At 63.2% G+C, this 15305-nt stretch carries 15 protein-coding genes and 1 pseudogene; 7 read left to right on the top strand and 9 right to left on the bottom strand.

Translation table 11 applies throughout. The features are described 5' to 3' along the window. The first annotated feature begins 140 nt into the window (after positions 1–140). Entirely contained in the window at positions 141–1199 is a 1059-nt protein-coding gene (locus BBD46_RS19425; RefSeq protein ID WP_071403319.1) for an A24 family peptidase C-terminal domain-containing protein, read from the top strand. A gap of 57 nt (positions 1200–1256) precedes the next feature. On the opposite strand, the pseudogene BBD46_RS22400 reads toward BBD46_RS19425, so the two are convergent. Next, a pseudogene (locus BBD46_RS22400) lies at positions 1257–1355 on the bottom strand (IS5/IS1182 family transposase); the annotation flags it as partial. A 142-nt stretch (positions 1356–1497) separates the two neighbouring features. Here BBD46_RS22400 and BBD46_RS19420 point away from each other — a divergent pair. After that, entirely contained in the window at positions 1498–2319 is an 822-nt protein-coding gene (locus tag BBD46_RS19420) for a DUF6498-containing protein (protein ID WP_071403318.1), read from the top strand. Positions 2320–2473: 154 nt separating this feature from the next. Here BBD46_RS19420 and BBD46_RS19415 read toward each other — a convergent pair whose 3' ends face one another. After that, positions 2474–2788 carry a hypothetical protein gene (locus BBD46_RS19415; RefSeq protein ID WP_071403317.1) on the bottom strand — a complete coding sequence of 105 codons (315 nt, stop codon included), beginning with the start codon at positions 2786–2788 and terminating at the stop codon, positions 2474–2476. Positions 2789–2938: 150 nt separating this feature from the next. Beyond that, positions 2939–3358: an HIT family protein gene (locus tag BBD46_RS19410; RefSeq protein WP_071403316.1), complete on the bottom strand. Its 420-nt coding sequence runs from the start codon at positions 3356–3358 to the stop codon at positions 2939–2941. 169 nt (positions 3359–3527) lie between these two features. Between BBD46_RS19410 and BBD46_RS22830 the strand changes: the two genes are divergently transcribed. Further along, positions 3528–3692: a hypothetical protein gene (locus BBD46_RS22830; RefSeq protein ID WP_171908253.1), complete on the top strand. Its 165-nt coding sequence runs from the start codon at positions 3528–3530 to the stop codon at positions 3690–3692. Between the two features lie 150 nt (positions 3693–3842). Here BBD46_RS22830 and BBD46_RS19405 read toward each other — a convergent pair whose 3' ends face one another. After that, entirely contained in the window at positions 3843–4574 is a 732-nt protein-coding gene (locus BBD46_RS19405) for a uracil-DNA glycosylase (RefSeq protein ID WP_071403315.1), read from the bottom strand. Between the two features lie 124 nt (positions 4575–4698). On the opposite strand from BBD46_RS19405, the gene BBD46_RS19400 reads away from it, so the two are divergent. After that, positions 4699–4926: a hypothetical protein gene (locus tag BBD46_RS19400; protein ID WP_071403314.1), complete on the top strand. Its 228-nt coding sequence runs from the start codon at positions 4699–4701 to the stop codon at positions 4924–4926. Positions 4927–4946: 20 nt separating this feature from the next. On the opposite strand, the gene BBD46_RS19395 is transcribed toward BBD46_RS19400, so the two are convergent. Beyond that, positions 4947–5210, bottom strand: a complete 264-nt coding sequence (locus tag BBD46_RS19395) for a hypothetical protein (protein ID WP_071403313.1) — start codon at positions 5208–5210, stop codon at positions 4947–4949. Between the two features lie 221 nt (positions 5211–5431). On the opposite strand from BBD46_RS19395, the gene ileS reads away from it, so the two are divergent. Beyond that, positions 5432–8644 (top strand): isoleucine--tRNA ligase, encoded by a 3213-nt coding sequence (gene ileS / locus BBD46_RS19390; RefSeq protein ID WP_071403312.1) that lies wholly within the window; start codon positions 5432–5434, stop codon positions 8642–8644. Positions 8645–8919: 275 nt separating this feature from the next. On the opposite strand, the gene BBD46_RS19385 is transcribed toward ileS, so the two are convergent. The 3 genes from BBD46_RS19385 to BBD46_RS19375 form a co-directional block, all read right to left on the bottom strand. After that, positions 8920–9795, bottom strand: coding sequence for a ribose-phosphate diphosphokinase (locus BBD46_RS19385; protein ID WP_071403311.1), 876 nt, complete (start codon positions 9793–9795; stop codon positions 8920–8922). A gap of 147 nt (positions 9796–9942) precedes the next feature. After that, on the bottom strand, positions 9943–10500 hold the full coding sequence (locus tag BBD46_RS19380; RefSeq protein WP_071403310.1) for a hypothetical protein: 558 nt from the start codon (positions 10498–10500) through the stop codon (positions 9943–9945). Positions 10501–10596: 96 nt separating this feature from the next. Beyond that, positions 10597–11673 (bottom strand): HVO_0234 family beta-propeller protein, encoded by a 1077-nt coding sequence (locus BBD46_RS19375; RefSeq protein WP_071403309.1) that lies wholly within the window; start codon positions 11671–11673, stop codon positions 10597–10599. Positions 11674–11786: 113 nt separating this feature from the next. Here BBD46_RS19375 and glmM point away from each other — a divergent pair, with 113 nt between their 5' ends. Beyond that, the gene (gene glmM / locus BBD46_RS19370) at positions 11787–13151 is read left to right on the top strand and encodes a phosphoglucosamine mutase (protein WP_071403308.1); all 1365 of its coding nucleotides are present in this window, start codon (positions 11787–11789) and stop codon (positions 13149–13151) included. Positions 13152–13328: 177 nt separating this feature from the next. Here the strand turns inward: glmM and fer are convergent, their stop codons facing one another. Continuing rightward, positions 13329–13718 carry a ferredoxin Fer gene (gene fer / locus BBD46_RS19365; RefSeq protein WP_006653221.1) on the bottom strand — a complete coding sequence of 130 codons (390 nt, stop codon included), beginning with the start codon at positions 13716–13718 and terminating at the stop codon, positions 13329–13331. 456 nt (positions 13719–14174) lie between these two features. On the opposite strand from fer, the gene bioB reads away from it, so the two are divergent. Next, positions 14175–15281: a biotin synthase BioB gene (gene bioB, locus BBD46_RS19360; RefSeq protein WP_071403307.1), complete on the top strand. Its 1107-nt coding sequence runs from the start codon at positions 14175–14177 to the stop codon at positions 15279–15281. Positions 15282–15305: the final 24 nt, after the last annotated feature.

Below are 15305 nucleotides of genomic sequence, written 5' to 3'. Positions count from 1 at the left end.
TCTTGCCGAGACCGTTGACGTGACACGCTGGCGGCTAACGCACGCTCGCGGCCCGTCCAGTCGTGACCCCAGTGAACACCACTGTGCCTGCCGGAGGCCGAAACCATAACGGTACCGCGCCGTCCACACCCACCACGACCGTGTCACTCGCGTTCATCTCGGCGACGGGGCCCGACCTCCTCCGGCTCCTCGCCATCCCCGTCTTCGCCTGGACCGCCGTTCGCGACATCAAAACGAGGCGCGTCTCGAGTACCGTCTGGATTCCGCTCACCGTTCTCGGCGCGATCTTACTCGTCTGGGACGGCTGGCTCGCCTGGCACGCGGGCCCCGTCGGCTGGTCCCACCAGTTCAGTTACGAGTTCGTCGTGCCGGCGACGGTGAGCCTGGGGCTTGTCGTCCCGATCGCGTACCTCTTCTGGTGGTTCGGCGGCTTCGGCGGTGCCGACGCGAAGGCGTTGCTCGTGCTCGCCCTGTTGTTCCCGACGCTGCCGTCGTACACCATCGGCTCGTGGGCGTTCCCGCTCGTGGAGACACCGATCGGCACGTTCTCGTTCACGATCCTGACGAACGCCGTCATCGTCGCGCTCGCGATTCCGTTCCTGCTGGCGGTCCGAAACGCCGCATCGGGTCGGATTCGACGGGAGATGTTCCTCGGCTGGCCGATTTCCTGGGAACGGCTCCCCGAAACGCCCGGCTGGCTGATGGAGGAGCCAAACGGCACCACCAGCCGCGGACTCGACCTCGACGCTCTGCGGATGTACCTCCGCTGGCGAGGGTGCACACTCGAGGAACTCCGCGCGGACCCCGAGCACTATCGCGACCCCGCGACGCTTCCCGCGGAGCCGAATCCGCCGACTGACGGTGCCGTTACGGTCGAAACGGACGGCGGTGTCAGTGCGGCGGTATCTGAGAACGAAGACGACATCGTAACCGAAAGCGAGCCGTCCGAGCCGATCGAAGACGTACCGCCCGAAACGACCACGGACGACCCCTGGGGAGCCGACGCGTTCCTCGAGGACATCGAGGGGACAGCCTACGGCACGACGCCCGAGCAACTGCGCGCCGGACTCGAGACGATCACCACGAAGGAGACAGTCTGGATCTCACCCGGGACGCCGTTTCTGGTGCCCATCTTCCTCGGCATGCTGCTCGCGGTGCTCTACGGTGATCTGCTGTTCGGCGTGCTCGGCCTCTTCTAATCGCCCGGTCGTGGTGAATCGCCATTGGTCGTCGGGTTTGCCTAGCCCACAGCATGTTCGAGTTACATCGATCCGTGCGTTATGCGCGTGATCGGTGGAACGGTACTTACAATACTTGATGAGCGGTCTCACGTCTTCTTCACTCATCTTCTCGCGTCATTGCTGCCAACCGTGTCCGAAGGCGATCCTTCCCCAGAGGGTCCTCCGCTGATTATCCACATCCAGTCGCTCGGTAGATCGTGTTTCGACTATCGTTCGGAAGGTTGATATGACGATCGTCCCTCCGCTCGACTGAGCGATGATCGACGGGCGACGAGCGAACGAGGATGATCTTCGGGAGTTCGCTCCAATACTCGTCGGGAACGCGTTGCCGATCGTGGGGATCGTCTGGTTCGACCTGTTGCATACGCTCGTCTTCGTACTGTACCTGTTCGAGATACTAACGCTGGTCGTCGTCTACTGTGGCTGTGCGCTGTTTGCTCAGCAGGAGATGCAGACCGAGGATCGGGACGTCACCCCTGTCGTCGTCGGGTCCGACGACGGCTATCTGAGTTCCCTGCCAACGGTTCCGCTCCCTGGACCGTTACCGCCGGTCTATCTGCGGAGTCTCCGCGTGATCGTGCCGTCGTTGCTGGTCGCCGGCTTTCTCTTCGTCGCAATCGGTGACACACTCGTCGGCGGACACGAGGCACACGACACCTTCCCGGCGTGGCTCTCGGCGTTTCGAGAGCCAGCCGTGTTCGGAACCGCGCTGACGATCGTCGGCTCCCATCTCATCTACGTCTACCGGAACTACTTCCGTCCACGTCGATATACGGACCTGTCTCCCGTAACGGTCCTTGAGTATCCGGTTCGCCTGCTCCTGGTGCTCGTTCCCGGGGTAATCGGGTTGTTCCTGACGTTCGTCATCGTCGGTCTGTTCACGTTGGCGGTGGCGTCACAGTCGGCTGCGGACCGAATCGGGCTGGCGACGCTCATCGGCGGGTTCTTCCTTCTCTTGACCGTCCTCGAGTGGGCCCAACACCGAGCCGAACGAGCGGCCGATCCCGACGGATTCGCCGCGTGGCTGGTTCCCCCGGCGCTTCGCTCGAAGTGGGGTGAGAGAGGTGCTCAAGAGTGACCGTCTGCAGGATGGTCGAGCCAACGACACGACCGTCCCGGTGAAGCGGGAAATTTTGGACGTGAACCATCCGCCGTTTTCAGCTTCACCTCCCTCGTTGTGCCGGCTCAACTCGGTACCGTATGGCGATTTACCAAAACCCACCGTTCAGGAGTTAGTAGTACACCCGCTCAACAACCGGAACCAGCGCCGTCCAGAAGACCACGAACGCAGCGCCAACGGCGATGATCCCGAGCCACAGCAGCTCTGCTCCGCCGCTCCCGCCGATTGTATCGCCCGCGCCCGCCGCGTCAGCTGCTCCACCCGCCCCAGCCGCACCACTCTCTGCCCCCGGAATCCCACTCGCAAGCGCCACGAACGTCCCCACGAACAACCCGATACAGATGCAGACGCTGGCTAACTCGAGTACCGCCGGAATTGAGATCGGCAACTCGCCGATGCGAGTCCGAAGCCGGTCGAGGGTGCTCATCTGTGCCGAGAGTTACGCTGGAGTGAGAAAAGGGTCACGGGCGCTGGGTACGTAGGGGTGGTCGGTTGTAGTGTCCCGCTTCTGTTCACGTGACTCCTGTTCACGCGACTCTTGGTACGGTGGCTCCTGTTCAGGTGGGTTGACCCGGATTCAGGCCTCGGACTCGATATCCGCCGCAATCGCGTCGAGTTCGTCGTCGTCCAGATCGGGTGCCTCGCCCGCGACAGCGTGGATAGGGCCGCCACCGTCGCCCTCGAAGCGCGGGACGATGTGACAGTGGACGTGGGGAACCTCCTGGCCGGCCACCTCGCCGTTGTTGAACGCGACGGTCGTCGCGTCGGCGTTGACGGCGTCCTCGACGGCGGGGACCATTCGGTGGATCGTGTCGTAGAGATCCGTCGCGACATCCGCCGGAACGTCGTTCAGCCGCTCGTACTCGTCCTTCGGGATCACGAGCGTGTGCCCCGGTGCCAGCGGATTTGCGTCGAGGAAGGCGACCGTAGTTTCGTCTTCGTACACGATTCGGGCGGGAATCTCTCCCTCGACGATCTGGGTGAAGATCGTGCTCATACGCCACTGTGTGTCGGCTCGCGGTAAGAAGGTTACCGCTGGGTCGGGTGGGTTGGGCTTGGTTTGATTGAGTTAGGTTTGATTAGGTTCGGTCGTCTCGAGTACCGAACTGCGGCAGTCGCCTCCGGAACAGGTAACTATCGACCGTGCCTATCGCTCACGTACTGCCATGAGCGATCGAGATGAGACGCCACTGCAACGACTGTTTCGCGCCGAGCGGCAGTTCCACGCGATGGCGCCGATCAAGGACATCTATAGCAAACTCTTCCTCAGAACGCTGCTCTGGTTCGCCTTCTTTACGTTCGTCTACTTTATGCTCACTGGCTCTGTCTGACCGTCGATGATCGTTGAGGGTGAGCCGTGGGCCGTCCTCGTTGCGCTATCTTCGTTTCGCTGTTTATAGTAACAACTGCAACTATTTACACACTGATCGCCGAACAGGCTGGTGATCATGTGTGCATTGACTTGCACTGGCTACTATAGCTCACCCGTCTCCCGCTGTCTGCGACGGCAGCCCGCGTTCAACGCAGTCGTCGACTGTCTCCTGAATCGCCGCGAGATACTCCTCCGGCTCGTACCCCAGTCGGCCGATCCACACGTCCTGATAGGACGGATGCAGGATCGGCACGAGCCACGTCTCGAGTCGCTCACAGCGCACCGGCTCGAGTACCGTCTCGATGAAGCCGTCCAGCTCTCGCTCCTCGGCTGCCAGCACCGATTTCGTCGCGTGCTTTCCCGTCGCGAGTAACACGGCCGGCTCGAGTGTCTCGACCTCGGTGCGGAGGTGTGTTCGACAGTTCGCCCGCTCTACTGGTGTGGGCTCGCGGTTACTCGGGAGTTCCTCGGTGCGTGGGGTTTCGGTGCCCGCGGTTTCACCGTTCGCTGTCGCGGAGCGTGACTCCTCGCTCGCCGGGAAGCACTTCACGGCGTTGGTGTAGTAGGTGTCGTCGCCGTAGCCGATGCGCTCGACCATGCGTCGGATGCGACGACCGGAGTGGCGTGAGGTGTAGGCCTTGCCGGTCCAGTTGCCGCCCTGCCAGTCGTCGGCGTCGGGATTACCGGAGCCGGGAGCTTCGCCGATGACGAGCACGTCGGCGTCGAGTGGCCCGGTGCCCCACGAGATGCAGGTGCGGTGTTCGGCGAGTGCCGGACACCGCTGGCAACCCGGTTCGATGACGTTTCGGGAGTCGGGGAATGGAGGGTCGGAAGCGGGCACGATCTGTTCCGAGGTTGGGTCTCAACAGGTATAGGCGGGCCGGATCAGCGATCTAACCAATTCCCCATGATCTGTTGTTCGCGGGGGAACAAGTTTACCTTTCTCGGGTGTCTTACCGCACTCAATGGCTTCAGAACTGTTCGCGGAATCACTGTCACTGCTGTTCTACACCGTTGCTGCCGGCGCGCTCACGATTGCTGGCGCTGCTGCCGAGTATGCGAGTTTCCAGCACTTCGGTTCGGGGGAGACGATGGTCGCGCTGTGGCTCGCCGCGATTGGCGGGGTCATGCTCTATGCGGGCGTTTACGGACTCGGGTATCAGAAGGTACTCGGGACGGTTCGCGGACAGTAGACCGCGCGGTGTCGAACGCGCTAGTTCGCGTTAGCGAGGATAACTGCGTCGTAAACGAGTTTGACCAGTAGCGCGAGTGTTCCGCCGAACACGAGTATCGCGCCGACGAGGACGGCAAGTACGGTGAGCAAGTCGTCGAGTCCGCGCACGACACCCGAAAACTCGATCCAGTTCGTCGATCCGACCCCCGTCCAGATCATCCACCAGCCGGTGGCCACGATAGCGGCGAGTTTCGCTACTTCTCGGTCGAACAGCAATCCGATCGCATCGCGAGCCGTAAGCATCTCTGTATACCTGTTTGATCTCTAACCGATAGGCGTGTCGAACCGCCGGCGTTGTTCTCGCGGTCACGTACACAATGCCGTCATCGTTCCGCGCCGTCACCGCCTGTGTCTGCACTGTTCTGCACTGTTACCGATTCTGGCTATTTGCTGACCGCCCTGCCATCCATCTACTGACCTGCAATATCGATTCCTCTTTACCATCCCAGGCAATTACGTGAGGTATGAGCAGGTTTAGCGAGGTCGACGACCAGTACGACCCCGAGGCCGTCGAGCAACGGGTGTTCGACTACTGGGACGACGTCGATGCCTACGAGCAAACTGTCGAGCACCGATCGGACGGTGAATCGTTCTTCTTTGTCGACGGCCCGCCGTACACGTCGGGCTCGGCACACATGGGGACCACCTGGAACAAGTCCCTCAAGGACGTCTATATCCGTTTCCACCGGATGCAGGGCTACGACGTCACCGACCGGCCAGGCTACGACATGCACGGACTCCCGATCGAGACCCGCGTCGAGGGCCAACTCGGCTTCGAGAACAAGAAGGACATCGAGGAGTACGGTGAGGAGAACTTCATCGAGGCCTGCAAGGAGTACGCAGACGAGCAACTCGAGGGCCTCCAGTCTGACTTCCAGGACTTCGGTGTCTGGATGGACTGGGAGAACCCCTACCGGACGGTTAGCCCCGAGTACATGGAGGCAGCCTGGTGGGGCTTCTCGAAGGCCGCAGAGCGCGGCTTAGTCGAGAAGGGCCACCGCTCGATCTCGCAGTGTCCGCGGTGTGAGACGGCAATCGCGAACAACGAGGTCGAGTACGAGGACGTCGAGGACCCCTCGATTTACGTGAAGTTCGACCTCGAAGACCGCGAGGGCTCGATCGTCATCTGGACGACGACGCCGTGGACCATCCCGGCGAACACCTTCGTCGCGGTCGACGAGGATGGCGACTACGTCGGCGTCCGCGCGGAGAAGGACGGCGAGGAGGAACTGCTGTACGTCGCCGAGGCCAAACACGAGGCCGTGCTGAAGACGGGCCGCTACGACGACTACGAGGTCGTCGAGGAGGTCTCCGGCGAGGACATGATCGGCTGGGCGTACGAGCACCCACTCGCCGAGGAAGTGCCAGACAACGTCGACGCCGAGGGTTCCCACGAGGTCTACGCCGCCGACTACGTGGACACGGGCGGCGACGGTACCGGCCTCGTTCACTCCGCACCGGGTCACGGTGAGGAGGACTTCGAGCGCGGAACGGAGCTTGGCTTCCCGATCTTCTGTCCCGTCGACGGCGACGGCGTCTACACCGAGGAGGCCGGCAAGTACGAAGGCGAATTCGTCAAGGACGCAGACCCAGAGATCACGGCCGATCTCGAGGACAACGGCGCGCTGCTCGCCTCCGAGACGGTCACCCACAGTTACGGACACTGCTGGCGCTGTGATACGGGCATTATCCAGATCGTTACCGACCAGTGGTTCATCACGATCACGGACGTCAAGGACGAACTCCTCGAGAACATCGAGGACAGCCAGTGGCACCCCGATTGGGCGCGAGACAACCGGTTCCGCGACTTCGTCGAGGAGGCTCCCGACTGGAACGTCTCCCGACAGCGCTACTGGGGCATCCCGCTGCCCGTTTGGACCCCCGAAAACCGCGACGACGATGAGGACATGATCGTCATCGGCGACCGCGAGGAACTCGTCGAACGCGTCGATCAGGATATCGACGTCGATACGGTCGACCTCCACAAGGACACCGTCGACGACCTCACCATCACCGAGGACGGCACCACCTACACCCGAGTGCCCGACGTGTTCGACGTCTGGCTCGACTCTTCGGTCGCCTCCTGGGGCACCCTCAACTACCCCTCGGACGACAGCCAGTTCGACGACCTCTGGCCCGCGGACTTCATCCTCGAGGCCCACGACCAGACCCGCGGCTGGTTCTGGTCCCAGCTCGGCATGGGCACCGCCGCACTCGGCGAGATCCCATACGAAGAGGTCCTCATGCACGGCCACGCGCTCATGCCCGACGGCCGCGCAATGTCCAAGTCCAAGGACATTCTGGTCGATCCTCACGAGGCCATCGACCGCCACGGCCGGGACGTGATGCGCGCGTTCTTGCTGTCGAACAACCCGCAGGGCGACGACATGCGCTTCTCCTGGGAGGGCATGCAGACGATGGAGAACCACCTGCGAACCCTGTGGAACGTCTTCCGGTTCCCGCTGCCGTACATGCGACTGGACGACTTTGATCCGCGGGCGACGACCGTCGAAGACGTTGCGGAGGATCTCGAACTCATCGACGAATGGGTCCTCGCCCGCCTGCAGTCCACCAAGGACGAGATGACCGCACACTTCGAGGAACGTCGCCAGGACAAGGCCCTCAACACACTCATCGACTTCGTCGTCGAGGACGTTTCTCGATTCTACGTGCAAGCCGTCCGCGAACGCATGTGGGAAGAGGAGGACAGCGCCTCCAAGGAAGCCGCCTACGCGACCATCTACCGCGTCCTCCGCGAAACCGTCGCGCTGCTCGCCCCCTACGCGCCGTTCATCAGCGAGGAAATCTACGGCACGCTCACCGACGACGCCGAACATGACACCGTCCACATGTGCGACTGGCCCGAAGTCGACGAGACGTTCGTCGACGAGCAACTCGAGGAGGACGTCGCATTCCTTCGCGCCATCGAGGAAGCCGGCGCGAACGCCCGTCAGCAGGCCGGCCGCAAACTGCGCTGGCCGGTCCCGCGCGTCGTCGTCGCAGCCGACGACCAGCGCGTTGTCGAAGCTGTCGAGCGCCACACGCCACTGCTCGAGGATCGCCTCAACGCCCGAGAGATCGAACTCGTCTCGCCTGACGACCGCTGGGGCGAACTGAACTACAGCGCCGAAGCGGACATGAGCGAACTCGGACCCACGTTCGGCGACCGCGCCGGCCAGGTCATGAACGCGCTCAACGAGGCCCGAATCGACGAGCCGACGCTCGAGTCGATCGCAGCGGCTGTGGAGGACGTACTCGAGTCCGGCGAGGAGATCACCGACGAAATGGTCTCGTTCGTCACCCAGACGCCGGAGGGTGTCGCCGGCACGGCCTTCGGGCTGAACGGCGACGACCGCGGGGTTGCGTACGTCGACGCCTCGCTCACCGACGATATCGAGAGCGAGGGGTACGCCCGCGAGGTCATTCGCCGGGTACAGGAGATGCGCAAGGACCTCGACTTAAATGTCGAGGAGCGCATCGCGCTGGAGCTCGACATTGCGGACGACCGCGTTGCCTCGCTGGTCGACGAGCGTGCGGACCTGATCCGCGAGGAGGTTCGTGCGGACGAGTTCGGCGGCGACGCTGTCGACGATGGTCACCGCAAGGAGTGGGAAGTCGAAGGCGTGGCGATTGAGATTGCGATCGAGTCGCTGGCAGTGCCGGAAGCGTCTGAATAAGCGCCGCTTCGCTTCGCGAAGCGGTATTTTTGGTCCAGATTTTTGCGCGAGAGGGAGGGAGTGGAGCGACCGAACTCGAGCGGAAAAAGGTGGATGCCGAGATTGCAATCGAGTCGTTGGCAGCGCCGGAAGCGTCGGACTGACTGCTACTATTCTCTCGGATTTCGTCTCCGAACGATCGCTGCGGTTCTCTCCCGTTTCAATCACCGAACAGCCGCCACGCTGGGCGGCTCGATCGGCAAGAATCAGATCGTGCACTCGAGTACCGACAGCCCTCAGAAGTGGGCGGCGATCGACGGCGCGACCGAGACCGCGCTCTGCTGGCGTTCGATCGTATCCGTCCCGTAGATCGCTTCCACGCCGGCCTGGGAGAGCTTCGTGACCGCGTTGCTCGCGAGCAGCGGGTGGACGCACGTGACGAAGACGCGGCCGACGCCGCGCTCTTGCAGGACGCCGACGGCTTCGCTCATCGTCGACCCCGTCGCGATGATGTCGTCGGCGACGACGACGTCGCGGCCGGCCACGTCTACGTCGCTCGGGGTGATCTCGACCTCCGTGCCGGAGTGGCGCACCTTCTCGAAGTAGTCCGTCTCGCCTGCTCCATCGCCGTAGGCATCCCGAACCGTCTCGGCGAGGTCGATCGCACCCGCGTCGGGGGAGAGAAAAACCGGATCAACGAGGTTGTCGGGCAACGGTTCCGCGAGGCGGTCCGCCGCGTCGACGGCCGTCGCCGTCGGCTCGAAGAACTCACAGACCGCTTCCTCGTGTGGGGTGACGGTGAGGACGCGGTCGGTGGTACTCGAGATGGCCCGTGCGACAGTGCGAGCCGAAATCGGGTGGCCGGCCTCGAACGCCTTGTCCTGGCGAGCGTAGCCCATGTAGGGGAGGACGGTGACGACCTCCGAGACGCCGGCTTCGCGGGCGGCGTCCTGGAGCTGGAGCAGTTCGAGGTGGGCGTCGCTCGAGACGGTGGAGGCGACGATGATGGCGCGGTCGGTGTCACCGATACCGTCGCTGTCGGCCAGATCAGGGACGGTAGCGAGCAGTTCCCCATCCGGGAAACGGTCGTACTCGGCTCTGGCGAGTGGCTCCTCGAGTTCGCGTGCGAGCGCGGCGGCGAGCGCCTGGGAGGCGGCTCCGCTGATGATCATACTCGACACCACAGGATGGGGCGTAAACCAGTTTTCGTTCCTGTCCGTTGCGAGTTCTCGGTCCGTGTCGACCTGTCGGGAACCAGTGGGACTGTCCCTCGACGTTACTCCCCCGCGAGTTCTGGGTCTCTGTGAGTCGCTGACCAGTTACTCGTCGCCCTCGTCGAAATCGGCGTCGCCGTCGCCACACGGCCCGCTGTTCGTATCGGCGTGCGTCGTCAGCTCACCGTTGCGATTGATCGTCACCAACAGATTGAGACAATCTGGCTCGTTCCAGGACGTGGCGGTATCCTGCACCGGATCGCCGTCGTCGAGTCGCAAAATCACGCGGAACTCGCCTGCGTCGTCGTCCCAGTCGCGGTCGAGGGTTGCACCGTCGCCGGCACTCAACTCGTGGGTCGACCAGTGCTCGATTTCGCCGTCGAACTCGAGTATGACGTTGACCGTGTGGTCGGAGCCGCTCAGGTTTTCGACGGCGATGTCGCCGAGGACGGTGCTGTCAGCGGTGTCTGTGCTGGTCTCGTCCCCGTCTCCGTTCCCGTTCTCACCGCTCGGATCGGTGTCGTCCTCGTCTCCGTTTCCGTCCGTTTCGTCGTCGTTTCCGTTCGGGTCGTCTTCGTTCGCGCTGCTGGAACAGCCGGCGATCGCGCCTGTCAGTGCGGTGCCACCGAGTGCCAGGAGCCGGCGGCGCGGAAGGTCGCTCATGGTCCAGACCCAGACAGTCACGGATAGTCAAGCTTCCGCTAGATCTGCCGATCGGTTTCGGCTACCGTTGTTGTCCTGTCTCCGGACCAACTCGTCTTAGTCAGGGCGGACGGCGAGCCCTGTCACACCGGTGACGCCGACCGACCGCTGTCGCCACCTATCCGGTGCGGTAGCCTCACCTGGTTCGGTCGTCGAGACGAGGACGGTGCCGCTTTCGGTGACGGCGTAGACCGATTCGAGCCCTGTCGTTGCCTCCTGCTCGGACGTCGCTCGCGGGCCGTAGCCGATATCGACGATGTTCTCGTTGACCCGTTCGACCGACACCTGCTCCCAGCCCCCGTCTTCGAACGCGTACAGGTCCGTTTCTGTCGTCTCCGCGCCCCTCGCCTCTGCAGCCGTTTCCGCCGTCCCCGCTGCCGTGGCTGCCCCAGTCGTCGTCACAGCGTGTGCACGCGACAGCCGCCCCGGTTCAGCCTGCGGATCCGCAGTCACCGTTTCGAAGGCCCCCTCGAGAACCTCCATCCAGCCGTTTCCGAGCCTGTAGAGTCCGTCCGCCGTCGCCGCGAGCGGCACCGCTGCCGCCGAGACGTCGACAACGTCCGTCAGGCCGGCGTGCTCGAGTACCCACGCTCTATCTGCCTCGCGAAGCCGGTAGACGCCGGCGTCGGTCGCGAGCAGGTCGCCGTCGATTGCGCGGATCGAAGTGGGGGTGCGGCGGTCGTCTCGCCCGCTGCCGTTGCTCGGACCGAACTCGAGTTCCTGCCAGTCGCTGTCTCGCCAGCCGTCTTGTCCATCGTCGCCGCGCTCGTCCTGCAGGAAGCGGACGGTACCATCGGGACCAGCGGCAAGGATCGTCGATCCCGTGACGCCGACTGCGGTTGCGGGTCCGAAACCGGTGTCTCTGAGGCTGAACTCGCTGGCTGTGTTCTCGTCGCCGTCGTCATCTGAGTGGACGGGGTACGCTTCTACACGAACGTCTTCGTCAGTTGCGACGACGACGCGGCCGGTCTGGGTCGTCGCGATGTCGCGCGCGTCACAGCGCACACAGAGGCTGAACTCGCCGACGGTATCGCCGGCGATGTGGACGCGGACGACGCCGATCGAACTCGCGACGTAGGCCTGGACCGCGCCGCCACGGTCGCCGAAGACGCGTTTTTCCTCGATAGAGTCCATACGTCTGGATTGGATGGCTGGGCCGAAAGCGTTTCGCTGGCGTCGTGTGCTGTCGCTCACACTGCGTCGCTGCTCCGGAATCCCTTTGGGTGGTCCCGTCAGACTAGCGACCGATGGAAGTCTTCGGATCGAGCGGGACACGTGGCGTCGCCAACGAGGAGTTGACGCCGGCGTTCGTCCTGCGGGTTGCCAAAGCGGCGGGCACGGCCTGGCAGGTGGACCGGGTCGCAATCGCTCGCGACACCCGCTACACGGGACGGATGCTGGCCGATGCGGCAGCGAGCGGACTGACGAGTACGGGCACCGACGTCGACCGGTTGGGAATCGTCCCGACGCCGGGTGCACAGGGGTACGCCGAACGCGAGGGCGTCCCCGTCATCGTCATCACCGCCTCGCACAATCCGCCACAGTACAACGGCATCAAACTCGTCGGCAGCGACGGTGTTGAACTCGCCGTCACCGACCTCGAAGCCGTCGAGGAGACGCTGCTCGCGGGCGAGTTCGCCGTCGCCCCGTGGGACGAAACCGGTCGCGTCCGCGAGATCGACGGTGTTCGCGACGCATACATCGACGAGTTGCTCGCCGCGTCGGATCGCGAAACGATCGCCGACGCCGACCTGACCGTCGCCCTCGACCCCGGCCACGGTGCCGGCACACTCACCAGTCCCGAGTTCTTCCGCGAACTCGGCTGTCGCGTCCGCACGGTCAACAGCCAGCCCGACGGCAAGTTCCCCGGCCGTGACCCCGAACCAGTCCCCGACAATCTCGGGGATCTGGGCCGTCTCGTCCGGACGACCGACGCCGACATCGGCATCGCCCACGACGGCGACGCCGACCGCGCCATCTTCTTCGACGAACACGGCGAGTTCGTCTCCGGCGACGCGGCACTGGCCGCCCTCGCCGCGGCCCAACTCGAGTCCGGCGAGACCACAGTGTCCGCAGTCAACGTCTCGCAGCGCCTCGTCGACGTGGTGACCAACGTGGGCGCAGACCTCGAACTCACGCCGATCGGCTCGACGAATATCATCACGCGAATCGAGGAACTCGAGGCCACCGGCGAGCACGTTCCGATCGCTGGCGAGGGCAACGGCGGTATCTTCTTCCCGGACTACCGGCTCTCCCGAGACGGGGCCTACACGGCAGCCCGGTTCCTCGAGTTGGTTGCTGAACAGCCGGTGAGCGAGATCGTTGCGCCGTACGACGGCTACGCGAATATTCGGCGCAATATCAAGTACGAGTCGACCGCCGAACGCGATGCGATGCTCGATGCGGCGGCGAACCATGCCCATGCAGCCGATGCGGAGTTGAATACGCGAGATGGCTACCGTCTCGATCACGGCGACGCCTGGGTGCTCGCTCGCCCGTCGGGAACGGAGCCGCTGGTTCGGGTCTATGCCGAAGCCCGCGACGCGGATCGAGCGACCCAACTGGTCGACGAGATGTACGAGACGCTCGCCGAGGCGAAGGTCGACTCTTGACCGCGTCTCGACGCCGTCCTCTTTGAACCGGGCAGTCGATAAGCCGGCACCGGTAATTGCGCGTGCCGGTCGTTCCGGTCCTTCCAGTAGCGAGTAGTGGATTCCCTCTCGATTGGTGGGTTAGTGTCCCACGGACAGACGTGAAAACGGAGCCGGAACGGCAAACCGCGGGAGTGTTTAAATGACGCGGTTCTGCAGGTAGTCGAGGTGCTTTGCGTTGTAGACGATCTTGACCTCCTCAGTCTCGGCGGAACCGATGCAGGTCAGGCGGACGTTCTTCTCCTCGACCTCTTCGTCCGAGAGGATCTGCTGCATGTCCATCTGGATTTCGCCTTCCGTGACGATGGCTGCACAATTTGCACAGGCGCCGGCGCGGCACGAGAAGGGCCAGTCGTAGCCCTGTGCCTCGGCGGCTTCCAGGATGTATTCGCCCTCGTTGACCTCGAGGGTGCCGTAGTCTTCGTCGCCGAAGTCGGCGTCTGCAGCTTTCTCGAAGAGGTCATCGTCATCCATTTCCCAACCCTGGTCGTCCAGCACTTCGTAGTTGAGGTATTCTACCGTGGGCATCAACCGGCGCTTCGAGTCCCGTACTGGTATACCTTGCTGTTCCGTTCTCAATGGTCTTTTACGCAAAACCGGTTTTGCGGACAGTTCATCTGCAAGAGCGCAGTTGGTAGTCGTCTCGCGTACGTCGTTCCACCCTCCGATTGCTGCCCATGACCGATGACGTTGACCACGAAAGGGGATGATGCGTGCTACGTGCTGGATGAGGACCGGATGGCTGGTCTCTGTTTGTGTGGTCTCTGTTGATGTGTTTCCTGTATTCGTGTACGGCCTCTGTTGGTGTGTTCCCTGTATCCGTATGCGGCGTGTGTCGGATGCGCTGTCTGTCTAGAACACGCACTGGAACTCGGCTGAGAGGATTTGTACCCTCTGGCTGTGGTGGGTTGGTCAGTTGCGACCATCGTTCTTCTGATCGACATACCCGGTATCTTTATCACCTAGTCAACCACGATAAAAATCGTGGTTTACGAAACTGGTAATCGAACGGTCGACGACGCAGTCCGCCGCGTACTCGACGGGGTGCGCCTCGATCGAACTGACGGACTCGCCTTGCTCGCTCAGCCCGTCGAGGCGCTCGCGGTCGGTGCTGACCTCGTCCGTCGGCACTTCTCCGACGGGACGGTCGACGCCTGTAGCATCGTCAACGCGAAGGCGGGCAACTGTGCCGAAGACTGTGGCTTCTGTGCCCAGTCGGCCCACTTCGACACTGGTATCGACACCTACGGCTTCCTCGATCCCGAAGAGATACTCGAAGCCGCAAACCGTGCTGAAGCCGACGGTGCACAGCGGTTTGGCATCGTCGTCGCCGAAAAGGGCGTCTCGAAGACGGCCCGTCCCGACGAGTGGGCCGATGTTATCCGAGCCATTCGCCTCGTTCGCGACGAGACAGCCGTCGCCGTCGACGCCTCGCTCGGGATACTGACACGGGAGGAAGCAAACGACCTCGCGGCCGAGGGCGTCAATCACTACAACCACAATATCGAGACCTCCCGACGATACTTCCCCGAGATCATTGGGACCCATACGTTCGAGGATCGGCTTCACACACTGCACCGCGCCAAGGAGGCAGGAATGGACCTCTGTGCCGGCGTTATTCTCGGTATGGGCGAATCGCCGACCGACCGTGTCGATGCGGCTATCGAACTCCAGGAGATCGGCATCTCCTCGCTCCCGGTCAACGTCCTCAACCCCATCGACGGAACACCGCTTGGAGAACGCGATCGGGCGGCCATTTCGACGACCGAACTCATCAAAACCATCGCTGTCTACCGGTTTCTCCACCCCACAGCACGAGTTCGACTCACCGGTGGCCGCGAGGTCGCCCTCGAGCAAGGCGACCAACACCTCCCCTTCGAAGCAGGTGCCGACGGGATTCTGACGGGTGATTACCTCACTACAACCGGGCAAACACCCGGCGACGACCTCGAAATTATCCAACGCGCCGGATTGGAGCCCAACCGTTCGGTCAACGACTTCGATCCAGCAGCAGTCACGGCCCGGCACGAAACCGCGGAGTCGGACCCGGAGCCAGCAGTGAGCACGACGCCAACAGAGTCGGGCGAGTAACCAACAGACGATTGCGACACTGAA

It is taken from the genome of Natrialba sp. SSL1 (genome assembly GCF_001861355.1).
Classification (GTDB): Archaea; Halobacteriota; Halobacteria; order Halobacteriales; family Natrialbaceae; genus Natrialba.
The sequence above is the reverse complement of the archived record's forward strand: the minus strand, read 5'-3'. Positions and strand labels throughout refer to the sequence as shown.